At 72.8% G+C, this 22703-nt stretch carries 21 protein-coding genes, 3 tRNA genes and 1 pseudogene; 10 read left to right on the top strand and 15 right to left on the bottom strand.

The window, feature by feature from the left end; translation table 11 throughout:
• Window positions 1-85: 85 nt before the first annotated feature.
• Window positions 86-1342 (bottom strand): glycosyltransferase 87 family protein, encoded by a 1257-nt coding sequence (locus Q2K19_RS04570; protein ID WP_302767919.1) that lies wholly within the window; start codon window positions 1340-1342, stop codon window positions 86-88.
• A gap of 107 nt (window positions 1343-1449) precedes the next feature.
• Between Q2K19_RS04570 and orn the strand changes: the two genes are divergently transcribed.
• Entirely contained in the window at window positions 1450-2007 is a 558-nt protein-coding gene (orn, locus tag Q2K19_RS04565; RefSeq protein WP_302772274.1) for an oligoribonuclease, read from the top strand.
• A gap of 101 nt (window positions 2008-2108) precedes the next feature.
• Window positions 2109-2184: transfer RNA gene (locus tag Q2K19_RS04560), tRNA-His, on the top strand.
• Window positions 2185-2286: 102 nt separating this feature from the next.
• Here the strand turns inward: Q2K19_RS04560 and Q2K19_RS04555 are convergent.
• Both Q2K19_RS04555 and Q2K19_RS04550 read right to left on the bottom strand, forming a co-directional pair.
• On the bottom strand, window positions 2287-3591 hold the full coding sequence (locus tag Q2K19_RS04555) for a L,D-transpeptidase (RefSeq protein WP_302767918.1): 1305 nt from the start codon (window positions 3589-3591) through the stop codon (window positions 2287-2289).
• Between the two features lie 211 nt (window positions 3592-3802).
• Complete coding sequence (locus tag Q2K19_RS04550; protein WP_302772273.1) at window positions 3803-5065, bottom strand: L,D-transpeptidase; 1263 nt, start codon at window positions 5063-5065, stop codon at window positions 3803-3805.
• Between the two features lie 185 nt (window positions 5066-5250).
• On the opposite strand from Q2K19_RS04550, the gene Q2K19_RS04545 reads away from it, so the two are divergent.
• The 3 genes from Q2K19_RS04545 to Q2K19_RS04535 all read left to right on the top strand — a co-directional run bounded on the left by Q2K19_RS04545 (window position 5251) and on the right by Q2K19_RS04535 (window position 7767).
• Window positions 5251-5326, top strand: a tRNA-Lys gene (locus Q2K19_RS04545).
• A 119-nt stretch (window positions 5327-5445) separates the two neighbouring features.
• Window positions 5446-7611: an acyltransferase family protein gene (locus Q2K19_RS04540; RefSeq protein ID WP_302767917.1), complete on the top strand. Its 2166-nt coding sequence runs from the start codon at window positions 5446-5448 to the stop codon at window positions 7609-7611.
• A gap of 83 nt (window positions 7612-7694) precedes the next feature.
• A tRNA-Lys gene (locus tag Q2K19_RS04535) sits at window positions 7695-7767 on the top strand.
• Between the two features lie 201 nt (window positions 7768-7968).
• Here the strand turns inward: Q2K19_RS04535 and Q2K19_RS04530 are convergent.
• Complete coding sequence (locus Q2K19_RS04530; protein WP_302767916.1) at window positions 7969-8544, bottom strand: flavoprotein; 576 nt, start codon at window positions 8542-8544, stop codon at window positions 7969-7971.
• A pseudogene (locus Q2K19_RS04525) lies at window positions 8541-8894 on the bottom strand (hypothetical protein); the annotation flags it as partial. The gene Q2K19_RS04530 and the pseudogene Q2K19_RS04525, both read right to left, overlap by 4 nt.
• A 391-nt stretch (window positions 8895-9285) precedes the next feature.
• On the opposite strand from Q2K19_RS04525, the gene Q2K19_RS04520 reads away from it, so the two are divergent.
• The gene (locus tag Q2K19_RS04520) at window positions 9286-9711 is read left to right on the top strand and encodes a hypothetical protein (RefSeq protein ID WP_302767915.1); all 426 of its coding nucleotides are present in this window, start codon (window positions 9286-9288) and stop codon (window positions 9709-9711) included.
• Between the two features lie 3 nt (window positions 9712-9714).
• Window positions 9715-14049 carry a type VII secretion protein EccCb gene (gene eccCb / locus Q2K19_RS04515; RefSeq protein ID WP_302767914.1) on the top strand — a complete coding sequence of 1445 codons (4335 nt, stop codon included), beginning with the start codon at window positions 9715-9717 and terminating at the stop codon, window positions 14047-14049.
• Between the two features lie 8 nt (window positions 14050-14057).
• On the opposite strand, the gene Q2K19_RS04510 is transcribed toward eccCb, so the two are convergent.
• Complete coding sequence (locus Q2K19_RS04510) at window positions 14058-14561, bottom strand: hypothetical protein (RefSeq protein ID WP_302767913.1); 504 nt, start codon at window positions 14559-14561, stop codon at window positions 14058-14060.
• Window positions 14558-14854, bottom strand: a complete 297-nt coding sequence (locus Q2K19_RS04505; RefSeq protein WP_302767912.1) for a hypothetical protein — start codon at window positions 14852-14854, stop codon at window positions 14558-14560. Before Q2K19_RS04505 ends, Q2K19_RS04510 begins: the two co-directional genes overlap by 4 nt.
• A 105-nt stretch (window positions 14855-14959) precedes the next feature.
• Here Q2K19_RS04505 and Q2K19_RS04500 point away from each other — a divergent pair, with 105 nt between their 5' ends.
• Complete coding sequence (locus Q2K19_RS04500; RefSeq protein ID WP_302767911.1) at window positions 14960-15691, top strand: Clp protease N-terminal domain-containing protein; 732 nt, start codon at window positions 14960-14962, stop codon at window positions 15689-15691.
• 57 nt (window positions 15692-15748) lie between these two features.
• Here the strand turns inward: Q2K19_RS04500 and Q2K19_RS04495 are convergent, their stop codons facing one another.
• From Q2K19_RS04495 to Q2K19_RS04480, 4 genes are all read right to left on the bottom strand, one after another.
• On the bottom strand, window positions 15749-16267 hold the full coding sequence (locus Q2K19_RS04495; RefSeq protein WP_302767910.1) for a hypothetical protein: 519 nt from the start codon (window positions 16265-16267) through the stop codon (window positions 15749-15751).
• Between the two features lie 117 nt (window positions 16268-16384).
• Window positions 16385-16573, bottom strand: coding sequence for a DNA repair protein (locus tag Q2K19_RS04490; protein WP_302767909.1), 189 nt, complete (start codon window positions 16571-16573; stop codon window positions 16385-16387).
• A gap of 64 nt (window positions 16574-16637) precedes the next feature.
• On the bottom strand, window positions 16638-17666 hold the full coding sequence (locus Q2K19_RS04485; RefSeq protein WP_302767908.1) for a sensor histidine kinase: 1029 nt from the start codon (window positions 17664-17666) through the stop codon (window positions 16638-16640).
• A complete protein-coding gene (locus Q2K19_RS04480; protein WP_302767907.1) occupies window positions 17659-18354 on the bottom strand; it encodes a response regulator transcription factor in 696 nt (231 codons plus the stop codon). Before Q2K19_RS04480 ends, Q2K19_RS04485 begins: the two co-directional genes overlap by 8 nt.
• A 151-nt stretch (window positions 18355-18505) precedes the next feature.
• Between Q2K19_RS04480 and Q2K19_RS04475 the strand changes: the two genes are divergently transcribed.
• Window positions 18506-19171 (top strand): GNAT family N-acetyltransferase, encoded by a 666-nt coding sequence (locus tag Q2K19_RS04475; RefSeq protein WP_302767906.1) that lies wholly within the window; start codon window positions 18506-18508, stop codon window positions 19169-19171.
• 170 nt (window positions 19172-19341) lie between these two features.
• Here the strand turns inward: Q2K19_RS04475 and Q2K19_RS04470 are convergent, their stop codons facing one another.
• From Q2K19_RS04470 to Q2K19_RS04460, 3 genes are read right to left on the bottom strand one after another with little or no spacing between them, the layout of a single operon-like run.
• Window positions 19342-20049 carry a TetR family transcriptional regulator gene (locus Q2K19_RS04470; protein WP_302767905.1) on the bottom strand — a complete coding sequence of 236 codons (708 nt, stop codon included), beginning with the start codon at window positions 20047-20049 and terminating at the stop codon, window positions 19342-19344.
• The gene (locus tag Q2K19_RS04465) at window positions 19982-20482 is read right to left on the bottom strand and encodes a thiol-disulfide oxidoreductase DCC family protein (RefSeq protein WP_302767904.1); all 501 of its coding nucleotides are present in this window, start codon (window positions 20480-20482) and stop codon (window positions 19982-19984) included. Before Q2K19_RS04465 ends, Q2K19_RS04470 begins: the two co-directional genes overlap by 68 nt.
• Window positions 20479-21069: a hypothetical protein gene (locus tag Q2K19_RS04460; protein WP_302767903.1), complete on the bottom strand. Its 591-nt coding sequence runs from the start codon at window positions 21067-21069 to the stop codon at window positions 20479-20481. The genes Q2K19_RS04465 and Q2K19_RS04460 overlap by 4 nt, the downstream gene beginning before the upstream one ends.
• Window positions 21070-21129: 60 nt before the next feature.
• On the opposite strand from Q2K19_RS04460, the gene Q2K19_RS04455 reads away from it, so the two are divergent.
• Entirely contained in the window at window positions 21130-21492 is a 363-nt protein-coding gene (locus tag Q2K19_RS04455; protein ID WP_302767902.1) for an STAS domain-containing protein, read from the top strand.
• A gap of 6 nt (window positions 21493-21498) precedes the next feature.
• On the opposite strand, the gene Q2K19_RS04450 is transcribed toward Q2K19_RS04455, so the two are convergent.
• A complete protein-coding gene (locus Q2K19_RS04450) occupies window positions 21499-22695 on the bottom strand; it encodes a PP2C family protein-serine/threonine phosphatase (RefSeq protein ID WP_302767901.1) in 1197 nt (398 codons plus the stop codon).
• Window positions 22696-22703: the final 8 nt, after the last annotated feature.

Genomic DNA, 22703 nt, shown 5'->3' with positions numbered 1-22703 from the left:
GCTACCTGGGAGAAACTTGAGGTAGTTGGGTCCAGATTAGCGCCGAACAAACGCGGTCGCGAGTTCTGTCCATTTGGTGCAAGTTTCAGGGTGCGGCAGGCCTGTCCTTCCTGGCCCGCCGAGTTGGCAGCGCCACCAGCAACAACAGGCTGAGCAGCACGTACGCGTTCCGGGCGACGAACTCACCGAGGTTGTCCGTCCGCGCCGGAGCGACACCCCAGTCCAGGAAGGTCACCACCCCGTAGATGATCACGAACGCGGTGCCGACCGCGACGGCGAGCAGCCAGCGGCGCCGGCGGGCGCCGGACACCGTGCGCGGGTCGGCGTCCAGGGTGGCGTCGACCAGCACCACCACCGCCGGGATGAACCAGTACAGATGGTGGGTCCAGGTGATCGGGCTGACCAGCCCGCCGACCAGGCCGGTCAGGGTGAGCCCGGCCAGCGGGTCGCCGGCCCGCGCGGCCCGGGCCGCCCGCCACAGCCCGTACGCGGTGACCGCCAGGACCAGCAGCAGCCAGGGCAGCTGGCTGGGCTTCTCCGGCGCGGTGAGACGGCTGAGCAGGCCGAACAGCGACTGGTTTCCGGTGTAGTCGGTCCGTCCCACCCGGTCCGTCGCCCACAGCTCGTGCGTCCAGAACCGCCACGAGTCGGCCGGCGCGGCCGCCGCGGCCAGCAGGGTCGCGACCGTCGCGGTCGCCGACGCGACCACCGCCGCCCGCCAGCGCCGGGTGGCCAGCAGGTAGAGGATGAAGATGCCGGGAAAGAGCTTCAGCGCCGTCGCCAGCCCCACGCCCACCCCGGCCCAGCGCCGCTCCCCGGGTACGGCGAACAGCAGGTCGGCGAGGATCAGCACCACCAGCAGCATGTTGATCTGACCGAAGGTGATGGTCTCCCGGGTGCTCTCCACCGCGAAGACCAGCACCACGGCGACCGTGAGCGTGAAGAGCCGGGGCAGGTCGTGCCGCTGGACCATCGGCGTCACCAGCCAGCGCGTCGTCACCACCACGCCGAGCACGGTCAGCCCCGTGAAGATCACCACGGTGGCGCCCAGCGGCAGCAGGGCGAACGGCCGCAGCAGCAGCGCCGCGAACGGCGGGTAGGTGAAGTAGAGCGCGCCCTGCACCCGGTCGGGCTGCATGTAGTCGTAGAGCGGGTTCCCGGCCGCCCACCAGTCCATCGCCCGCATGTAAATCTTCAGATCGAAGAAGTTGTGGACCCGTCCCGGCCAGTAGAGCACCGGCAGCACCGCCAGGAGCGCCACCACCGTGACGAGCCGACGGGCCGCGCGGCCGCCCGGGTCGTCCTCGGTGACGGCGGGCGGTGCGACGGGTTCGGCGGGCACGGGGGAAACCCTAACGGTCCACCCGGGCCATGGTGCCGAGGCGCGGGTGGGTCGGCGGCGCGTAGTCTGGTCCGGTGGCTGATCTTCTCGTCTGGATCGACTGTGAGATGACCGGGTTGGACCTCGGCCGGGACGCGCTGATCGAGGTCGCCGCGCTCGTCACCGACCCCGATCTGAACGTGCTCGGTGAGGGCGTCGACGTGGTCATCCACGCCGACGAGGCGGCGCTGGACGGGATGCCGGAGATCGTGCGCACCATGCACGCCAAGTCCGGGCTCACCGACGAGGTCCGCCGCTCCACGGTCAGCCTCGCCGAGGCCGAGGACATGGTGCTCGACTACGTCGCCACCCACGTCAAGGACCCGCGCACCGCGCCGCTGTGCGGCAACTCGATCGCCACCGACCGGGGCTTCATCGCCCGGGACATGCCGCGCCTCGACGCGCACCTGCACTACCGCATGATCGACGTCTCGTCGATCAAGGAACTCTGCCGCCGCTGGTATCCGCGGGTGTACTTCGGGCAGCCGCAGAAGGGGCTGGCCCACCGGGCCCTCGCCGACATCCGGGAGAGCATCCGGGAGCTGGAGTACTACCGGCGGACGATCTTCGTCCCGCTGCCCGGCCCGGACGTGGAGAGCGCCAAGGCGATCGCCGCCCAGCTCTGAGCCCGCGGGGCGGCCGGGCCCGAACCCGGTGGACGCGGCCGGCAGGGGTGTGGCTATTATTAGTCCGCGCCCCGCCCGGGTCGACCGGCGCGGAGAGCATGGTGGCTGTAGCTCAGTTGGCAGAGCACCGGGTTGTGGTCCCGGTTGTCGTGGGTTCAATTCCCATCAGTCACCCCAGTCACGGAAGCCCCCTCCCTCGGGAGGGGGCTTCCGGCATATCCGGGGCAGAAACGGCAGGAGCCCTCTCCGGGAAGAGGGCTCCTGACGGGTACGCGCGGGTCAGGGGGTCGGCTCGACGCTCGGCTCGTCGGTCGTGCCCGGGCTGGCCTCGTCGCTCGGCGGCGCCGGCGGCTCGTACGGGAGGGCGCTGCCCTTGACGTACTCGTCCCAGCTCATGTTCCAGTCGGTCCAGCCGTTGCCGTTCTGGAGCCTGCGCTCGGTGCCCTTCACCGTGATCGGGTCGCCCATCCGGGTGTTGGCGAAGAGCCAGTTGCCGTCCTTCATCGAGACGTTCACGCAGCCGTGCGAGACGTTCACCTTGCCCTGCACGCCTTCCGACCAGGGGGCGGCGTGGATGAACTCGCCACCCCAGGTGAGCCGCTGGGCGTAGTCGATCTCGGTGCGGTAGCCCTCCTCCGGGCCCAGCTCCTCCATGGTGTCGAAGACCGTGTGGCGGAGCTTCTCGATCACCACCATGGTGCCGCTGGACGACGGGGTGCTCTTCTTGCCGAGGCTCACCAGGATCTTCTTGATCACCCGGCCGTCCTTGGTCACCGTCATCGTCTTGGTGCGGTTCTCCACGGTCATCACGAACGACGGGCCGATCTTGATGTCGACGGTGAGGTCGGAGCGGCCGTACCAGTCGTCGCCGAGCGGGAGGCCGCCGGCCTGCACCCGGTAGGTCACCGTGCTGTTGGCCTTCCAGAACACCTTCGGCCGGTAGTGCACCTCGGTCGGGCTCACCCAGTGCCAGATGCCCTCCTGGGCTGGCTTGGCGGTGACCGTCATCCGCCGCTGGACGTCGTCGCGGTAGTCCTCGGGGATGGCCCGGCTGAACCGCACGATCAGCGGCATGCCCACCCCGACGACCTGGTTGTCGCCGAGGAAGCTGCTGATCCGGATCTGCTTGGCCGGCTTGGCCATGGTGGTGAAGGTGCTGGTCGCCGTCGCCGGCTTGTCGTCGTCGCCGGTCGCCGTCACCGTCGCGGTGTACGTCTCGCCGTACTCCAGGGCACCCGCGGGCAGCCAGCTCTTCCCGTCCTCGGCGAGCTCACCCTCGACGGCCTTGCCGGCGGAGTCCTTGAGCTCGACGGTGGTCTCCTTCGCCTCCTTCGTGGTGAAGGTGATGGCGGTGGAGGCGGGCACGTCCTTGGCGTCGGCGCTGGGCTCGGTGATGGTGGCCGCCGCCTTCGGGGCGCTCTCCCCGCCACCCTGCCAGCTCGACCCCTTGTCGCCGCCGCCACCACCGGTGCAGGCGGTGGTCAGGGCCATCACGGCGGCGAGCACCGCGGCCGCGAACACGCGGCGCCCCCCGCCGCGCCGGGCGGCCCCGGGCCGGATCAGCTCGTCCTGGCTAGCTCGCATGATTCCCTCACAGTCGTGGTCCCCGGTCCCATCGTTCCCTACAGACGCACGGAGACGAATACCCGTTGCCGGAAGTGAACCGAAACACCCGCCTGCGATGTAACGATTCTGGTACCTTGCCGCGCTGTGTGGAGCGGCTGGACCCTACTCCGTCCGCCGTGACCTGGGCGAACCGTGTCCCGAGATCCCCGGAGGCCGCGGTCCGCCGGGTTCAGAAGGCCGGTCCGGCGCCACCCTCAGGCACCGGCAGGGCACTGCCGGCGACGAACTGCGACCAGCTCATGCTCCACGCCGTCCAGCCGTTCCCCGGCGCGAGTTTCCGCTCGGTGCCGCGGACGGTGATCGGGTCCCCGACCAGAGTCCGACCGAAGAGCCACCGGCCGTCGGCCATCGAGACGTTCACGCAGCCGTGCGAGACGTTGCGGCGCCCCTGCACCCCCTCCGACCAGGGTGCGGCATGGATGTACTCGCCACCCCAGGTGATCCGCTGGGCGAAGTCGATCTCGGTGACGTACTGGTTGTTCGGGTCCGGCTCGTCCCGGGTGTCGAAGACCGTCGACTCCTTCTTCTCCATCACCACCATGGTGCCGCTGGAGGACGGGGTGCTCTTCTTGCCGAGACTGACCGGCAGGGTGCGGATCACGGCGCCGTTCTCGTACACGGTCATCTGCTTGGTCGCGTTGTCGACCTTCATCTCGAAGGAGCGGCCGATCTTGGCGGTCGCGCTCCGGTCGACGTTGCCGTAGCGGCCGTTGCTCAGCGGGATGCCGGCCAGGGCCAGCCGCACCGTGATGGTGGTGCCGGGCTTCCAGTACTCCGGCGCCCGGTAATAGGCCTGGGTGCCGTTGGCGAGCCAGTGCCAGGCACCCGGCTGCGGCGGGTCGGTCTGCACGAACATCCGCTTCTGCACCGCGGCCCGGTCCTTCTTCGGGATGCCCGGCGAGAACTCGGCCACCACCGGCATCGCCACGCCGTACGTCTTGCCGCTGAACAGGTAGAGCCCCGAGCCGATCATCGACTTCGGCCTGGCCATCGTGGTGAAGGTGCTGGTGCCCTGGTGGGTCTGGCCGTCCTGGTCGGTCCCGCTGACGGTGGCGGTGTAGCGGGTGGCGTACTTCAGCGGGGCGGACGGCACCCAGGACGAGCCGTCCAGGCGCAGCCGACCCGGGACCGACCTGCCGTTCGCGGCGGTGAGGACGACCTTCGACACCTTGCCGCCGGGGATGCCCGCGCTGATCTCGGTGCTGACCGGCCGCCCGGACGACCCGTCGGCCGGGCTCACCCGCAGCGGCGCAGGGGCCGGCTGGGCCGGGTCACCCGTGGTGCCCGCCGACGCGCTCGGGGTGGGTTGGCCCGCTTGCCCCCCGGCCACGAACGTCGGCTTCTTGTGGTCGTCCCCGCAGCCGGTCAGTGCCAGCGACGCTGTGAGGACCAGGGCGCCCACCATCGCCCCGGCCCGCGCGAACCTGCCCATGCCCACCCCGTTCTCGCATGCCTGGCGCACATCGTGCCGCATCCCTGCCCTCACCTCCGGCCCCTGGCCTAGGGAAATGGGAAGTTTGGCGGCTTTGTCCCTTAAGCTCGCCCGAAGAGGGGAGCCGGGGATCGGATTGGAACCCGGGTCAAGAGCCGTGCTAATGTTCTCCCCGTTGCCAGCGAGCGCCGCTAGCTCAACTGGCAGAGCAGCGGACTCTTAATCCGCGGGTTCGGGGTTCGAGTCCCTGGCGGCGCACCAGCAGTAACACCTCAGGCCTGGTCCTCATGGACCGGGCCTGACCGCTTTTCCGACCCGGACGCCGGCGGGTGCGCCTCCGGGGCTATGGTTCCCCGGATCCACGGCGCGAGAGGACCTGCATGACACTGGCGCAGCCGACACTTGCCGGCTCCGGCTCGGGCCATGGCGCCGAGCAGCCTACGTCGATCCGTACGCCGAGGCCGCGCTGGCGCCCCGGCCTGCGGCGCGCGACGCGGGAGCAGCCCACCGGCAACTCGTTCCGTGGAGACGTCGCCGGCCTGCGCGCGGTCGCCGTCGGGCTGGTCCTGCTCTACCACGCCGGCCTGCCGTGGCTGCCCGGCGGATTCGTCGGCGTGGACGTCTTCTTCGTCATCTCCGGGTTCCTGATCACCGGGCAGCTGGTCAAGGAGATCGAGCGCACCGGCCGCATCTCGCTGTCGGCCTTCTACGCCCGCCGCGCGAAACGGATCCTGCCGGCGGCGGCGGTCGTCCTCGTGGTGACCGCGGCACTCGTGTGGCGGTTCGTTCCGAGAACCAGCTGGCAGGAGATCGGCGGGGACATCGTCGGCGCGGCCACGTACGTCGTGAACTGGCGCCTGGCGGATCGGGCGGTCGACTACCTGGCGCAGGATGCGCAGCCGTCGCCGGTGCAGCACTTCTGGTCGCTCGCCGTGGAGGAGCAGTTCTACATCGTCTGGCCGTTGCTGATCCTCGCGGCCATCCTCGCGGCCCGGCTGCTCCGTCGGGGCGTCACGCCGATCCTCTGGGTCGGCCTGCTCGTCGTCGCGCTGCCGTCGTTCGCCTGGTCGATCTCCGAGACGAAGTCCTCGCCGGCACAGGCGTTCTTCATGTCCACGACCCGGATGTGGGAACTCGCGATCGGTGCCGGCATCGCACTCGTCGGGTCGAGATGGGCGCGCATGCCGCGCGGCGCCGCCGTCGTGAGCGGCTGGCTCGGACTCGCCGCCGTGGTGACCGCCGGCCTGCTCGTCACCGCGGGCACGGCGTGGCCGGGCTACGCCGCGGCGCTGCCGACGCTCGGCGCCGCGGCCGTGCTCGCGGCGGGCGCAAGCGCCGGTCGGGCCGGGCCGGTCGCGCTGCTCGGCACCCGGCCGTTCCGCTGGGTCGGCGACCTGTCCTACTCGCTCTATCTGTGGCACTGGCCGCTGCTGGTGATCGCGACCGCGCACTGGCACGGCCTGTCGGTCACCCGGGGCCTGGCGATCACGGCCGCCTCGGTCATCCCCGCCTGGATCACGTACCGGCTGGTGGAGAACCCGCTGCGATACTCGGCGGCGGTCTCCCGCTCGCCACGGCTCGCCCTCAGCCTCGGCGCCAACTTCACCCTCGTCGGCGTCAGCGCCGGTCTCGCGCTGCTCGTCCTGTTCTCGACGGCGAGCGGTGGCGCGGCCGCCCCGCGGACGGCGCCGGGCGCGGCGGTGCTCGCCGCGAACCCCCTCAACGATCCGCGCGGCCGGGTGACCGACCAGGTCCCGTTCATCACTCCGGACCCGTTGAAGGCGAAGCGCGACCTGCCGGACACCTACCAGGACAAGTGCCATCAGGACCAGATGTCCGCGACGGTGCTGTCGTGCACGTACGGGGACCGGAACTCGGCCACCGAGGTCGTGCTCGCCGGCGACTCCAAGATCGAGCAGTGGTTGCCGGCCTTCCAGGTGCTGGCCACGCGGAACCACTGGAAGCTCACCGTCTACATCAAGTCGAACTGTCCGCTCTCGTCGGCCGACCACCTCGTCATCGACACCAAGAAGCGCTATCCGTCGTGCACCGAGTGGAACAATTCGCTGCTCACCAAGCTGGTCGCGGACCGTCCCGACTACGTGGTCACCTCCCAGTACGCGGCGACGGCCCTCGACGGCGACGGAAAGCAGTCGGTCGACGCGATGGTCGCCGGGATGCACAGGTCGTGGCGGACGCTCGCGGCGGTCGGCACGAAGGTCATAGTGATCGCCAACAACCCGGATCCTGGGCTCAGCGTCTACAAGTGCGTCGACCAGAACCGGAGCCACCTGTCGTCGTGTGCCTTCGACCGCGGCCGACACGACGCCGACCGGGGGTATCAGACCCAGCGGGCCGCTGTTCCCGGCACCGGGGTACCGATGATCGACCTGTTCGACGCGATCTGCCCGGTCGGGCCCTGCGCTCCGGTGATCGGCAACGTGCTCCTCTACCGGGACACTTCCCACCTGACCTCGACGTACGTCCGATCTATGACGCCGCGGCTCGCGGTCGCCCTGGCCGCTGTCGGGCTACCCGCCCGCTGACGGACGGTCCGGGCCGCCGGTCCGGGCGGCCCGGAGAAACGGCCGGTCGGGCCCGTGTTAAGGTTTCTCCCCGTTGCCAGCGAGCGCCGCTAGCTCAACTGGCAGAGCAGCGGACTCTTAATCCGCGGGTTCGGGGTTCGAGTCCCTGGCGGCGCACCGGTGATAGTGGCTCTGGCCTGGTGGTTCTCCACCAGGCCAGAGCCGTTTTCGTATCGAGGTTGACGGCTGGCTGGTCGGGGGCGGTGCGGATCGTGCCGGCCGACGGTGGACGCAGCGCCATGATCGTGGACACCTGTGCCAGCCTGACTGGCCGATGTCTGGATCTGATCTTGCCGCCTGGGCCGGAGGCAAGGTGGGTCAGCCGTGATCGGCGCTGCTGGCCGGCCCGTCTCCGGCCATCCGCGTCGCTGCTTCGAACGCCGCCGCCCACGGGAATTCCCGCTGGTGGCTGCTGCCGCTGCCCGGTGGGTGCGGTTCCCATCCGTCGTCAGACCCCAGCAAGACCCGTACGCGTTCGTCGCGGAGGTCGGCCATGGCGCGCTGGAAGGGTGCGCGGGCGGCCAGGGCGGCGTTGACGAACGGGACGACCACGGTAGGCACCTGCCGGCCGATCAGCTCGGCGACCGTGATCATCGCGTAGTTGTCGGCGATGCCGAGGGCGATCTTGTTGAGGGAGTTGTAGGTGGCGGGGGCGATGACGAGCGCGTCAGTGGCGGGGAGGGAGCGGCGGGTGCCGGGGGACGATCGGTAGGTGGACCGCACGGGGTGCCCGGTCAGCTGCTCTATCGCTTGGGCGTCGATGAAGTCGAGGGCGCTGGGGGTGGCGGTGACCGCCGCTGTCCACGATTGCTGCGTCGCGGTTTTGATCAGTTGGGTCACGTCTGCGGCAGGGCCGGCAGCGCAGACGACGATTTGCAGGTGGCCACCGGTCATACCCGGATCCCCGCGTGCTGGGCGAAGTCGACGACGGCACTACGGACGTGCCCGCGGCTGCGGACTGCAAGCTCAGCGGCGATGCGCTGAACCGCCGGCCGGCACTGGGTGTAGGCCCGCGCCACGTCGACGAACAGGGAGGCCTTGCGTTCGGCGAGGCGGATCTTGTCCAGCGGTACCTGGCGAGCGAGGGTGATGGCGGTGCCGGCGTCGCCCAGGGTCAGCGCGATGTTGACGCGGTGCAGCAGGACGTTGGTGGAACCGAAGCCGGTCCACCGGTCGTTGCCGTCGCAGCCGAGTCGTCCGGCGGCGTGGGAGGCCTTATCGAGCATGGCATCTGCGCCTGGTCTTGGCAGCGGCGACGTCTCGAGCGATTGCCGGACCGGTAAGGCAACTGTCTCGGTGTTTCGGGGTGGTGGTGCGACCAGCGCGTTGAGCAGGGTTGCGACGCTCCGCAGGGCCGCTGATCGTCGCGCCGGTCAGGAGGTCTCTGCGCCGCACGTCGCCGTCCGAGTCGATGTCGGGGATGCTGCCTCCGCCAGTATGGAGGTGCGCGGCGGTGCCGGGCAGCGTCGCGGAATCCGAGAGCACGACGGCCGTCAGGATCGAGGAGGCCTCGTCGTGAACGGCATCCCCGCCACCCGTACGACAACCTCTGTGAGGCAGTGGACGCCAATGCCGGCACCGCTTCCCGCCCCGGGTGGTGTTGAATGTAGACAGTCTCGCTGCCGGAGGTGGGCCTTGTCCGAGCTGTCCCTGCTGATCGAGCCGTCGACCGCCCTGCCCGCCGAACGCGTCGACGGGCTCACCGCCGGGCTCGCCGACGACCTGCGCACCGTACGCGGGCTGCGGGTCGCGCACGCCCAGTCGCCGGCCGCCGGGCACGGCAAGTCGGCGCAGGCGTGGGAGCTGGGGATGCTCGTCGTCGGCGGGCTCTTCTCGGCGTCCACCATGCGGGCCCTGGCCCAGGTCGCCGTGGCGTACGCCGACCGGGTGAAGGCGCGGTCGATCCGGATCCGCAACGGCGACCGGGAGGTCGTGGTCACCGGCGACACCCGGCTCGATCCGGCCGTCCTGGACCGGTTGGCGCAGCTCCTCGACGAGCCGTCCGCCCCGGCACTACCCGCCTCGTCGCCGGACGGTGGGGGCGCCCCGGTCGGGAGCTGAGCCGTGGGACAGCGGCGGGCGCTCCTGATCGCCAACGACCGGTACATCGACGAGTCGCTGGCCGACCTGTACGCGCCCCGGGAGGAGGCGCGGGACCTGCTGAGTCTGCTGGCCGACGCCGATGTCGGCGCGTTCGACCAGACGGTGCTGCTGGAGAACGAGTCGAAGAGCTCCATCGAGCGGGCGGTCGAGGCGATGCTCCGGGCGGCCGGCCCGGAGGACCTGGTCCTGCTCTACTTCTCCGGGCACGGCGTGCGGAGCAGCAAGCGCGGCCGGCTGCACCTGGCGGTCGCCAACACCGAGCTGGACCACCTCTCGTCGACCGCCGTCTCCGCGTCCTTCATCCGGGAGCTGCTCGACGAGTCCGACGCGGCCAGCTCGGTCATGCTGCTCGACTGCTGCTACAGCGGCGCGTTCGAGGGGGCCGGCCTGAAGACCACGGACGACCTGGCCATCGACGGCGAGCTGAAGACCGGGTACGGCCGCTACGTCATCACCGCGACCAACGCGGTGGAGCGCGCCGACGACGGGCGGCCGGCGTCGGAGAGCGGGCCGAGGCTCCGCTCCGCGTTCACCGAGACCGTCATCCAGGGCCTGAGCACCGGGGCGGCGGACATCACCGGCCAGGGCCGGATCACCCCGGACGACCTCTGGCGGTACGTCCACCTGGAGCTGCCCAAGCGCTCGGCGCAGACGCCGTGCCAGTTCGGCTCCGCCAGCGACGCGATCCACATCGCCCTCTCCCGGGAGGGCCACCACCGGCAGCGGCGGCGCCGGGACCAGCGGGACCCCCGCCTGGGTGACCTGCTCGGGCCGTTGCAGCCGACCGACGACGTGAAGCTCTGCGCGACCGACTGGCGCCGGCGCGGGCTGCTCAAGGTGCCGGTCGGTCAGGCGCAGCGGATCGACCAGCCGGCCGGCGAGCCCGTCTGGCTCGACCTGGCCTCCTCGGAGGGGCACCTGCTGGTGGTCGGCCGGGCGGGCACCGGCAAGACGACGCTGCTCCGCACCATCATCGGCGGGCTCGCGCTCACCCACTCCGCCGCCGAGGTGACCTTCGACTGCCTGGAGTCGGGCGGGAACTGGCTCGGCCCGATGCTGCGCCTGCCGCACGTGCGGGCGGTCGTCGGCGACGACGAGGTGGGGGAGGTGGGCAAGCTCCTCGACCGGCTGGAGCAGGACGTCCTCGACCGCAAGCAGCTCTTCCGCCGGTTCAACCTGGAGTCGCCGACCAGCCTCCGGGCCCGCCGTGCCGCGCTGGACAACGGCCCGACCCCGGACGTCTTCCTGGTGGTCGACCGCTGGCGCGACTTCGCCACCCTGCTGCCGGACTTCGCCTCCCGGGTGGTCGACCTGGCCAACAAGGGGCTCGGCTACGGCATGCACGTCGTCATCGTCGAACGCAGCTGGCGGGGGATCCCGGAGGAGCTGCGGGAGCTGCCGCAGATCCGGATCGAGACCCGGCTGTCCCGTCCGGACGAGTCGCTGGTCAACCCCGACCAGGCGGCCCGGCTGCCGCTGAACACGCCGGGCTGGGCCATCCACGGCCGGCGTACCTTCCGGATCGCCCTGCCCGACCTGACCGCAGGCGACATCGACGGCGACGCGGAGACGGAGGCCGCGGCGCCGGAGGGCAGCGGGCTGATGGTGCTGGCGATCGCCGAGGCGTGGGGAACGACCACGATCGGGACGACGGCGGGGGGAGAGCCGGCGCTGGCCGACGCGCAGCCGGACGACGCGCTGGTCGTCCTCGGGCTGCCCGACCGGGCGGCGCTGGCGGCCTTCGACGGGCGCCACACCCCGCTGGGCCCGGACCACCTGCGGGTGCCGCTGGGCCTCGACGAGCGCGGCCGGCCGGTGCTGCTCGACCTGAAGGAGTCGGCCCAGGACGGCATGGGCCCGCACGGCCTGCTGGTCGGGGCGACCGGATCGGGCAAGAGCGAGCTGCTGCGTACCCTCGTGGTGGCCCTCGCGGCGCGGCACTCCGCAGCGGAGCTGAACCTCGTCCTGATCGACTTCAAGGGTGGCGCCACCTTCGCCCCGTTGACCGGGCTGCCGCACGTCAGCGGCCTGATCACCAACCTCTCCGACGACCTCGCCCTGATCGACCGGCTGGCCGACGCGCTGACCAGCGAGCTGCTCCGCCGGCAGGAGCTGCTGCGCAGCGCCGGCAACCGGGCCAGCCGCTGGGAGTACGAGCAGGCCCGGGCGGCGGGCGCGCCGCTGCCGCCGCTGCCCACCCTGCTGGTCATCTGCGACGAGTTCTCCGAGCTGCTGACGGCCAGACCCGAGTTCATCGACGTCTTCGTCCAGGTGGCCCGGGTCGGCCGGTCCCTCGGGGTGCACCTGCTGCTGGCCAGCCAGCGGTTGGAGGAAGGGCGGCTGCGCGGGCTGGAGAGCCACCTGTCCTACCGGATCGGGCTGCGGACCTTCTCCGCGATGGAGAGCCGGGTGGTGCTCGGCGTGCCCGATGCGTACGACCTGCCCATCGCGCCGGGGCACGGCTACCTCAAGGCGGCCGGGACGATGACGGCGTTCCGCGGGGCGTACGTCTCGGGGCCGATGGGGCCGGGCGAGAGCGGCGAGGCCCTGCCGCCGGAGCTGCTCGGCCGGAGCATGCTCGACGTGCTGGTGGAGCGGTTGCGCGAGCGGAGCACGCCCGCACACCAGATCTGGCTGCCGCCGCTGAGTGAGCCGCCCAGCCTGGACGAGCTGCTGCCGCCGCTGCTGACCGACCCGGCCCGGGGGCTGACCGTGGCCGAGCGGCCGGCGCCGCTCAGCGTGCCGGTCGGCGTGGTCGACGTGCCCCGCGAGCAGCGCCGTGATCCGCTGGTGCTGGAGCTGGCCGGCAGTGGCGGGCACGTCGCCGTGGTCGGCGCACCGCTGTCCGGCAAGAGCAGCCTGGTGCGGACGCTGGTGGCCGCCCTGGCCCTCACCCACACCCCGCGGCAGGTGCAGTTCTTCTGCCTCGACCTCGGCGGCGGTGCGCTGGGGACGCTGGAGCGGCTGCCGCACGTCTCCGGGGTGGCCAGCCGGCGGGACACCGAGGCGGTACGGCGGACGATCGCCGAGGTGAACGCGCTGATCGACGCCCGGGAGGCCGACTTCGCCCGCCGGGGCCCGGAGGCCATGGCCCGGCTCCGCGCCGCGCTGGCGGCCGGCGAGCCCATCGACGACCGGTTCGGCGACGTCTTCCTGGTGGTCGACGGGTGGGGCGCTCTGCGCCAGGAGTACGAGGACCTGGCCGACGCGGTCACCGGGATCGCCCAGCGCGGCCTCGGCCACGGCGTGCACGTGGTGCTCACCGCGCTGCGCTGGAGCGAGATCCGGGCCAGCCTGCGGGACCTGCTCGGCACCCGGCTGGAGCTGCGGCTCGGCGATCCGGCGGAGTCGGAGTTCGACCGGCACGCGGCGGCGAACGTGCCCCGTTCGTCGCCGGGCCGCGGGCTGGCCAAGGGCCGGCTGCATTTCATGACCGCGCTGGCCCGGATCGACGGTGCACACGACGCGACGGACCTGGCGGAGGCCATCGCCGCCCTGGCCGACCGGGCCGCCCGGGCCTGGCCGGGCCCGCCGGCGCCGCCGGTGCGGCTGCTGCCGCGGCGGCTCACCGTCGCCGAGCTGAACCACCTGCGCGACCCGGCGATGCCCGGGGTGCCGATCGGGCTGGACGAGTCGGCGCTGGCCCCGGTCCATCTGGACCTGGCCGGCGAGCCGCACCTGACCGTGTTCGGTGACGCGGAGTGCGGCAAGACCAACCTGCTGCGGCTGATCGCCCGGGGCATCGCCGAGCGGTACACCCCGGCCCAGGCCCGGCTGGTCATCGCCGACTACCGGCGTGGCCTGCTCGGCGCGGTGGAGGGCGAGCACCTGCTCGACTACGCGCCGTCGAGTCAGGCGTTCAGTCAGGGTCTCAGCTCGATCCGCAGCGCCCTGCAGGAACGCCTGCCCGGCCCGGAGGTGACCCGGGCCCAGTTGCGCGACCGGAGCTGGTGGCAGGGGCCCGATCTCTACCTCCTGGTCGACGACTACGACCTGGTCGCCTCCGGCGGCACCAACCCGCTGACCGTGCTGCTCGACCTGCTGCCGCAGGCCCGGGACGTCGGGCTGCACCTGATCGTCGCGCGTCGGGTCGGTGGGGCCGCGCGGGCGCTCTACGAGCCGGTGCTGCAGCGGCTGCGGGACCTGGCGTCCCCGGGCCTGCTGATGTCCGGCAGCCGGGACGAGGGGCCGATCCTGGGCGGGCTGCGGCCGCAGCCGCTGCCGCCCGGGCGGGGCACCCTGGTCCGGCGCACCGACGGCGTACGCGTCGTGCAGACCGCGTGGTCGGAGCCCTGACGATCACCTCAGCGGGGCGGCGGCAGGGTGGCGATGGTGTCGGTGGCCCGCGCGCGGGCGGCGTCGGCGTGGGCCAGCGCCTCCGATACGGCGGCGGTGAGGCGGCGCGCGGCGGCGCGGACGGCCATCGGCGCGTCCCCCGCCGCGGTGACCGTGCCTTCGCCGGTGGCGGTCAGGCCCAGCCGTCGTGCCTCGTCGAGTGCCTCCATGATGGTCAGCCGGGCGTGGTCCAGCTCCCGGTCCCACACCGCCAGGGCCTCGGCGACCAGCCGGTACGCCGCGTACGCGTCCTCCATCCGGTGCGCGAGGTGGCGCAGCACCTCGTCGGCGTCGTCCCGGCCCCGGCCGCCGCGCCAGTGCCCGGTCAGCTCGCCGCGGAGCCGGTGCAGGTCGTCGGCGGCCTGCCGGGCGGTGCGGGCGGCCTCCGCCCACCGCCACGCGCTCTCCCGGTCGGGGGCGGAAAGCCACTGCGCCGCCGTGCCCCGCGCCGCGTCGGAGGGCTCGTCCCTCACCGGTCGGGCTCCCGGCCGAGCTGAGCGAACCGGGCCGCGAGCTGTTCGTCGGTCCGGGCCACGGCCGTGGCCACCGCGCGGACCGTGGCGGCCACTTCGGACAGGTCATGCGCGGTGCGGGGCAGTTCGTCGAGCCAGAGTCCGGCGGTTGCGCCGACCGGACGGCCGTCCGGGTGGGCCGGGAGCGCGTCGGGGTCGGGCTGGTCGACCGCGGCGAGCCGGTCGGCCAGCTCGGTCAGGCGAGCGGCCAGGCCGAGCAGTTCCGGCGCGTCCACGTCGAGCCAGTCCGCCATGTCAGCCTCCCGTCGCCGCCGTGTCGCTGAGCCTAGCCCGTCGGCACCGCCGGTGATCGTCAACCGATGGTTGACGCGACGGAGGCGTCAACTTATGGTTGACGCATGACCGAGCCATTGAAGATGACCCAGCCGGTACGCCTCGACGACCTGATCGAGGGCATCAAGAAGGCGCACACCGACGCGCTGGACCAACTCGCCGACGCCGTGCTGGTCGCCGACCACCTCGACGACGTCGCCGACCACCTGATCGGCCACTTCGTCGACCAGGCGCGCCGCTCCGGCGCCTCCTGGACGGAGATCGGTCGCAGCATGGGTGTCAGCAAGCAGGCCGCGCAGAAGCGCTCCGCCGCGAAGGCGGAGACGGCGGCGGCGCTGGACCCCAACGCCGGCTTCGGCCGGTTCACGCCGCGGGCCCGGAACGTGGTGATGGCCTCCCAGCAGGAGGCGCGGGCCGCGGGCAACGCCGAGATCGGCGCCGCGCACCTCGCCCTGGGCCTGCTCGTCGATCCGGACGCGCTCGCCCCCAAGCTGATCGAGGCGCGCGGCGTGTCCCTGGAGCGGTTCCGGGAGGCGGTCGCCGCGACCCTGCCGGCGAAGGCCGACCAGGTCCCGGACCTGATCCCCTACGACGCGCGCGGCAAGAAGGCCCTGGAGCTGACCTTCCGCGAGGCGCTCCGGCTCGGCCACAACTACATCGGCACCGAGCACATCCTGCTCGCCCTGATCGAGGAGGAGGGCGGCGACGGCGTGCTCGCCGGCCTGGGGCTGGAGAAGGACACCATGGAGGCCGCGGTGACCGGCGCGCTGGCCGAGCTCACCCGGAAGAAGGCCTGACCGGCACCGCCCCGGGCACGCGCCACGGGGGCGCGTGCCCGGGGCGGGCGGGCAACGTCAGTCGGTGGCGGGGAAGCCGTACCGGGCGGCGTGCTCCGGGTCGGTCGGGTCGACCTGGCGCAGGCCGGCGTCGGCCAGCCGCTTGTTGACCTCGTCGAGGTGCTCGCGCACCAGCCGGGCCTCCTCCTCGGTGACCCGGCCCCGGTGCGGCTTGCCGGCGTGCTCGATCGTGCCGTGGTCGACCTTCTCCGCACTCCGCCGCGCCCGCGGCGGCTTGACCCGCTCGGCGGTCCGCAGCAGCTGCGCCATCGGCACGTCGGTGGCCATGGCGTCGAACTCGCTGGCGGTCAGCACCACCCGCCGCGGCTCGCCGCCCCCGTGCCGGTCGTGGATCTCCACCACCGCCACGTCCAGCGCCGCGTCGTCGATGCTCTCCACCTCGAGCGGGGTGGCGTCCAGCTGCACGGGCCCGGCGACCAGGTCGGGGTGCTCCAGCACGACGACCTTGACCACCTCGTCGTCGGGGCGCAGCACCTGGCCGCTGAAGTCGGAGACGTGGATCGTCTTCTTGCCCATGCGCGGAGCATCTCCTGTCGTAGGACCGGGATTTCGGACCAGGAGACGCTACCCGACGCATGTACGAAGACCCGTGCTGGAACTCTCGGGTGTGTCGTCGCTTTCCTCTGGTGCGGATCAGCGGGTGTTGAGGCCGAGTCGGGTGGAGGTGCGGGCCGGCAGTGCGTTCAGCTCGGCCCAGGAGAGCGACGTGTCGGTCCGGGCGTCCCGGTAGCGGGACTGCGCGGGGAACCGTCCGGCCTCGTCCGCGGCCCGCCAGATGCTCTCGGTGTCCTGCTGGTACCGGTCATTCGGCTGATTCGGCATGACCATTACCGTCCCAGAGAAAGTTGTACATGTATGGAAATGAATATGACGCACGATCGATGCGTCAGGTTCCCGCCGCCGGCAGCCGGACCACGAACCGGCAGCCGTCGGTGATGTTCTGTACGTCTACCCGCCCGCCGTGCGCCTCAATCAGCCCGCGCACGATCGCCAGGCCCAACCCGCCCGATCCCGCGCCGCCACCGTTGCCCGGGCGCGGGGTGCGGGCCGGCTCGCCCCGGAACGCCACGTCGAACAGCCGGGGTAGGTCCGCCTCGGGGATGCCGCCGCAGGTGTCCGCCACCGCCAGCCACGCGGTGTCGGAGTCGCGGCCGGCGTCCACCCGTACCGTGCCGTCCTCGGGGGTGTAGCGGATCGCGTTGAGCAGCAAATTGCCCACCACCCGGGCCAGCTCCGGCTCGCTCGCGGTCACCGTCGGCCAGCCCGACTCGGCGGCGACCAGCCGGATCCGGCGCGCGGCGGCCAGCGGCGCGCTGCTGGCCAGAGCGTCCGACACCACGTCGGCGAGCGGCACCGCGGACAGCGACAGCCGCAGCGCGCCGGCGTTGATCCGGGACACCTCGAACAGGTCGTCGACCAGCCGGGTCATCCGGTCGGTCTCCACCCGGATCCGGCGGTGGTACTCGGCCACCGTCTCCGGGTCCCGGACCACCCCGTCCTCCAGCGCCTCGGCCATCGCCCGCAGCCCGGCGAGCGGAGTGCGCAGGTCGTGCGAGACCCAGGCGACCAGGTCCCGGCGGCCCTTCTCGATCCGGCGCTCGCGCTCCCGGGCCTGGTCGGCCCAGACCGCGGCGGCGGCCAGCCGGCGACCGAAGAGCAGGCCGACCGCGAGGCTCACCGCGGCGGCGGCGGACACCGTGATCAGCACGACCTCCAGGTCGTGCGGGGAGAGGAACATGGCCTCGGCCACGACCGCCACCCCGGCCACCACCGCGCCCACCGTCGTGGCCAGCAGCACGAAGATGTGCCCGATGATCGACCGGCCGCGCAGCAGACGCAGCGTGACCGCGCCGGCCAGGCCGACCGCGAGCGCGGCGACCAGCGCCGCCCCGAAGATCAGCGCCAGGTCACGCATCGGCCGGCTCGTAGCGGTAGCCGACGCCCCACACGGTGACGATCCGCCGGGGATTCGCCGGGTCGGCCTCGATCTTTTCCCGCAGCCGTCGCACGTGGACGGTCACCGTGGACTGGTCGCCGAAGCTCCACCCCCACACCCGGTCCAGCAGCTCGGCCCGGCGGAACGCCCGCGACGGGTGCCGCATCAGGTGCGCCAGCAGGTCGAACTCGCGCAGGGTCAGGGTCAGCTCCCGGCCGTGCAGCCGGGCCACCCGGGGCCCGGTCGCCACCTCCAGGCCGCCGTCGGAGAGCACCGCCGGGGGTACGAGGGCCGGCTCGCCGCCGGCCCGGCGCAGCACCGAGCGGACCCGTAGCACCAGCTCCCGCGGGGAGAACGGCTTGCTCAGGTAGTCGTCCGCGCCGAGTTGCAGGCCGAGGACCCGGTCGGCCTCGTCGCCGCGCGCGGTCAGCATGACGATGGGTACGCCGTCCGGCCGCTCACGCAGCCGCCGGCAGACCTCCAGCCCGTCCAGCACGGGCAACATCAGGTCCAGCACCACCAGGTGCGGCGGCTGCCGGGCCACGGCGGCCAGCGCGGCCGCCCCGTCCCCGACGTGGTCGACCTCGTAGCCGGCGTGCTCCAGGTAGCGGCAGACCACGTCGGCGACCGTCCGGTCGTCGTCGACCACCAGCACCCGTTGCGCCACCGCGGACCTCCCCGTCGTGCGGCCCAGCGTATCGACGGGCGGGGCAGTTGATCTATTGCCAGGTTCTTACGGGGTGACCGGCCCGGCGGGCGTACCGTGATCGCGGCGGGGCGTGGGCCGACGGCCCGGCGGGTGAGGAGGTGTCGCCGCGGTGCTCGACCGGCGGTTGTTCCTGCACCTGGCGACCTGGCTGGGACAGTGGCCGGCCGGTCCCGGGCTGCACGTGGTCCGCTCGCACCGCCGGGCCCGGCCGGCCTGGGACGGTCGGCTGCGCCCGGCCGTCGCCGTCGCCGCACCCGACCGCGCGATCCTGTCGGTGCCACCCGACCGGGCGGACGCGGTGCGGGCCCTCGTGCGCGGGCGACCGATCGAGCAGCTGCTGCCCGCCCTGCCGGCGGCGGTCGGGTCGCCGGAGTTCACCACGCACGCCGGGCTGTTCCGGTGGAGCACCGCCCCGGCGCCGCTGGCCGACGTCGGGGAGTGGACCCCGCCGACCGCGCCCGGGCTCCCGCCCTGGCTGCGCCTGTTCGACCGGGACGTGCTGGTGGTCCGGGACGCCGATGGCCGGTACCTGGCCGGCGCGGGGATCAAGCGGCACGACGCGTACGGGCACGAGCTGGCGGTCGGCACGGTCCCTGGCGTCCGGGGGCGCGGCCTGGCCCGGCGGCTGGTCGCGCAGGCGGCCCGCCGGGTGCTCGACGAGGGAGCCGTCCCCACCTACCTGCACAACTTCGACAACGACGCCTCGGCCCGGGTGGCCGAGGCGGCCGGGTTCCCGGACCGGGGCTGGACGTCGTACGGGGTCTTCCCGCGCTGACGGATGGGGCGCGGACCGTGGATCCCGGGCCGGATCCACGGTCCGCAGCCTCTCCTCCCAGGTCCGTCCCTGGTAACGCTAGGTGTCGAGAAGGTGGCAGGCAAGGGGTGTCGGGCAGGTGCCGGCTGTCCGGTAGTGACCTGCGGTTTCGCCTCGGCGGCCGCCGACCGTCAGTGACGCAACGTGTGGATGAGGGCGAGTGCCTGGCGGGTGACCGGCCGCAGCACCCGCAGCCGGGACAGCCCCACCAGCCGGTCGACCAGGGGCACCACGCCGTCGATCAGCTGCCGCGTCTTCACCTGCTCCGGCGACCGGTCGTGCACCCAGTAGAGCACCACGCCCATGTAGGCCAGCCAGAGCAGCTCCGGCAGCGCCGGACGCAGCTCAGGGTCGAGCCGGGCGTCGGAACCCTCCAGCACCTCCCGGAAGAGCGCGACCGACGCCTCCCGTGCGTCGGAGGACTCGGCGGAGAACGGGCTCAGCGGCGAGGTCGGCTCGGCCGCCGTCTTGAAGAAGGTGGCGGCGAACGAGTGGTAGGGCGTCAGCACGTCGATGCCCGCATGCAGCACCCCGGCGAGCCGGCCCGAGAAGTCCCGCTCCCGGTCGAGCACCGGCCCGGCCGCGGCCCGCTGCTCGTGCTGGGTGTTCGCGTAGAACTCCTGGATGAGGTGTTCCTTGGAGTCGAAGTAGTAGTAGGCGTTGCCCACCGCGACGCCGGCCTCCTGGGCGATGGCGCGCATCGTGGTGCGCGCGTATCCCCGCTCGCGGAACAGCCGCATGGCGGTGTCCAGGATCAACTGCCGGGTCTGCTCACCCCGGGCGGTCGCCCCGGTGGACGGGCCATCCGCAGCGCTCGTCGGCGCAGTCTGCTCGGTCATCGTCCTCACCGTATCCCGGGTCCGGCCAGGGCTCGCGGACCAGTTCGCGTACGGAGGAGGCGGTCGCCACGATCCGCCGGGCCAGCGGCAGCAGGTGCGGACGGGCCAGCCGCTCGGCGGTCGCCCGGTGGTCGGCCAGCGCCCACAGGCAGGCGAACCACGCGCCGTCGCCGGCGTAGACCGCGCCGGTGTCGGCGATCACGGTCAGGTCCCGCAGCGCGGCGTCGTGGTCGAGCCCGGGGAAGCGCCGCCGGGCCTCCGCCGAGCCGGCCGGCACGAATTCCAGGGGTACGAGCTGGGCCCGCGACGCGAGCCACTGCCGGGCGGCCCGGCAGAGCGGGCAGTGGGCGTCGTAGAGGACGGTGAACCCGCGGATCCCACCGGCCCCGTGTCCGGTGGGATCCGTCGGGTGCCCGCCCGGGGCAACCGTCATCGCGGCGGGGCGGGTGGCGTCGGGCCGGCAGCCGGTGGTCCGGCCGGCGGGATCGGGCCGGCCGGCGGCGGACCGGCGGGGCCGACCAGCCGGCCGCCGGGCTGGACCGGCAGGTAACCGACCGGCGGCAGCGGCGGGTGGCCGGCTGCCTGCTGGCGGAGTCGACCGCGCCGGTACCGGCCGAGCGCGAAGACGTTGAAGAAGTGCAGCGCGCCGAGGACCAGCAGCACCCAGCCGACCTTCATGGAGAGCTCCTCCAGCGCCTGGCTGGTGGTGACCACCGGGTCGGACTCCTTCATGGCCACCGTGACGTAGCCCAGGTTGAGCAGGTAGAAGCCGACCACCAGCAGGCTGTTGACGGCGTTGGCCAGCCGGTTGTCGGCGAAGACCTCCTCCAGGAACACCAACCCGTTGCGGGACAGCGTCCGGGCCACCCAGACGGTCAGGCCGATGCTGACCGCCAGGTACGCCAGGTACATCCAGACCTTCACGTCCATCTCGTCGCCCTTCTTGAACGCGTTCAAATCAAGGTCGCGTTGAGCGTACGACAGTTTTTGAACGTGTTCAAGAGTGAGTCGAAGCGCCATCGGGCCGGAACGCGCCCGGTAGGGTCGCGGCGACGACATCGGCGGAGCGACGGGCAGGCCATGAAGATCGGTACGCGGGAGGCCGGGCGGGGGCGGGTGGTCCTGACCCCGGCCGGCGACCTCGACATGGCCGGCGCCCCGCGGTTCGACCGCGCGCTGGACGCCCTCGTCGACCGGCCGGGACTGCTGGAGATCGTGGTCGATCTCGGCGCGGTGACCTTCCTCGACTCGACCGGGGTGGCCGCCCTGCTCCGCGGCGCGGCCGAGGCGGTCGGCCGGGGTGCCGTCCTGCGAGTGACCGATCCCCGGCCGGTGGTGGCCCGGGTGCTCCGGATCAGCGCCGTCGACGCCCTGCTCGGGCTCGCCCGCGGTACGGGTGACGACAGCCCCACGGCCGAGGGCGGCTGGCGCCGGCTGCGCTGAGGCCGGTCACGGCTCCACCCGGGCGGCCGCCTCACCGGACCACTCCAGCAGCACCAGGGTGGCGTCGTCGCGCGGCGGGCCGGCCCGGTGCGCGACGACCGCCCGACTCAACCGGCGCAGCGTCTCCGGGGCAGGCAGGCGGGACCCGATGTGCCGCTCGGCGAGGTCGGCCAACCGGGGCAGCCCGAACATCTCGCCGGCCGCGTCCCGGGTCTCGATGATCCCGTCGGTGTAGAGCAGCAACCGGTCGCCCGGCTCCAGCCGGACCTCACCCGGCTCGGTGTCGGGGGAGGGCAGGCCGAGCGGCAGTCGCCGCCCGCCGGTCAGGGCGCGGACGGCCCGACCGCGGCGCAGCAGCACCGGGGCGGGATGCCCGGCGTTGACGTACCGGAGCCGGCCGGTGCCGACGTCGAACTCGGCCAGCACGCCGGTCACGAACCGGCCGTCCGTCCACTGGCTGCGCAGCGCCGCGTCCACCACCGCCGGCAGCCCCGGCAGCTCCGTGCCGGCCCGCCGGCCGGCCCGCAGCGCGGCGAGCGCCACCGCGGTGAAGAGCGTCGCGGGCAGCCCGTGCCCCACCCCGTCCAGGATCGCCAGGGCGAACAGGCCGCCGTCCAGCGCGTAGTCGAAGGCGTCCCCGCCCACCTCGTAACAGGGTTCGAGGATCGCGCTGATCGCGACCGTGTCGGTGGCGAAGGTGAGCGGGGGGAGCAGCTGCCAGAGCAGTTCGGCGGACACCTCCATCGGCCCGCTCCGGCGTACCCGGTGCAGCGTGTCGCCGTAGGTCAGCTTGCCGGCCAGCACGTGCCCGACGAGTGCGGCGATCGAACGGCAGCCGTCCCGGAGGACCTCGTCGTCCGGGTCCGTCCCGGCGGCGAGGGTGACCTCCAGCAGGCCGAGCCGTTCGGTGCCGTCCACCACCGGCACCCAGAGCCGGCCGTCCTGCCCGGCTCGCACGCGTACCTCGCTGTAGGCCCGGCCTGGCAGACTGGCGTCGATCGGCAGCGGATCGGGCGCCGGCCGGCCCGGCCGGGGCAGCGGCCGCAGGAGCTCCTGCTCCACGTCCACCACGTAGGTCGTCGCCGCGACGCCCAGCGGGCGCAGTGCCCCGTCGATCGCCTCGGGCAGCTGGTCCGGCGCCACCCGGTGGGCCCGGTACAGCAGGTCGTCGACGGCGCGGAGCCAGGCGTCGGTGGTCGCCATTCCCGGTG

The organism is Micromonospora sp. NBRC 110009, assembly GCF_030518795.1.
Classification (GTDB): domain Bacteria; phylum Actinomycetota; class Actinomycetes; order Mycobacteriales; family Micromonosporaceae; genus Micromonospora.
This window is presented reverse-complemented; position numbering and strand designations above follow the sequence as displayed.

Bases quoted from the DNA above. Each gene is read 5' to 3' on its own strand.
- orn (WP_302772274.1), top strand. From the start codon at position 1,450: ATGACCGGGTTGGACCTCGGCCGGGACGCGCTGATCGAGGTCGCCGCG.
- Q2K19_RS04505 (WP_302767912.1), bottom strand. From the start codon at position 14,854: ATGGCGGACTGGCTCGACGTGGACGCGCCGGAACTGCTCGGCCTGGCC.
- Q2K19_RS04540 (WP_302767917.1), top strand. From the start codon at position 5,446: ATGACACTGGCGCAGCCGACACTTGCCGGCTCCGGCTCGGGCCATGGC.
- Q2K19_RS04450 (WP_302767901.1), bottom strand. From the start codon at position 22,695: ATGGCGACCACCGACGCCTGGCTCCGCGCCGTCGACGACCTGCTGTAC.
- Q2K19_RS04460 (WP_302767903.1), bottom strand. From the start codon at position 21,069: ATGGCGCTTCGACTCACTCTTGAACACGTTCAAAAACTGTCGTACGCT.
- Q2K19_RS04465 (WP_302767904.1), bottom strand. From the start codon at position 20,482: ATGACGGTTGCCCCGGGCGGGCACCCGACGGATCCCACCGGACACGGG.
- Q2K19_RS04555 (WP_302767918.1), bottom strand. From the start codon at position 3,591: ATGCGAGCTAGCCAGGACGAGCTGATCCGGCCCGGGGCCGCCCGGCGC.
- Q2K19_RS04550 (WP_302772273.1), bottom strand. From the start codon at position 5,065: ATGGGCAGGTTCGCGCGGGCCGGGGCGATGGTGGGCGCCCTGGTCCTC.
- Q2K19_RS04470 (WP_302767905.1), bottom strand. From the start codon at position 20,049: ATGACCGAGCAGACTGCGCCGACGAGCGCTGCGGATGGCCCGTCCACC.
- Q2K19_RS04530 (WP_302767916.1), bottom strand. From the start codon at position 8,544: ATGACCGGTGGCCACCTGCAAATCGTCGTCTGCGCTGCCGGCCCTGCC.
- Q2K19_RS04495 (WP_302767910.1), bottom strand. From the start codon at position 16,267: ATGGGCAAGAAGACGATCCACGTCTCCGACTTCAGCGGCCAGGTGCTG.
- Q2K19_RS04485 (WP_302767908.1), bottom strand. From the start codon at position 17,666: ATGCGTGACCTGGCGCTGATCTTCGGGGCGGCGCTGGTCGCCGCGCTC.
- Q2K19_RS04455 (WP_302767902.1), top strand. From the start codon at position 21,130: ATGAAGATCGGTACGCGGGAGGCCGGGCGGGGGCGGGTGGTCCTGACC.
- Q2K19_RS04500 (WP_302767911.1), top strand. From the start codon at position 14,960: ATGACCGAGCCATTGAAGATGACCCAGCCGGTACGCCTCGACGACCTG.
- Q2K19_RS04490 (WP_302767909.1), bottom strand. From the start codon at position 16,573: ATGCCGAATCAGCCGAATGACCGGTACCAGCAGGACACCGAGAGCATC.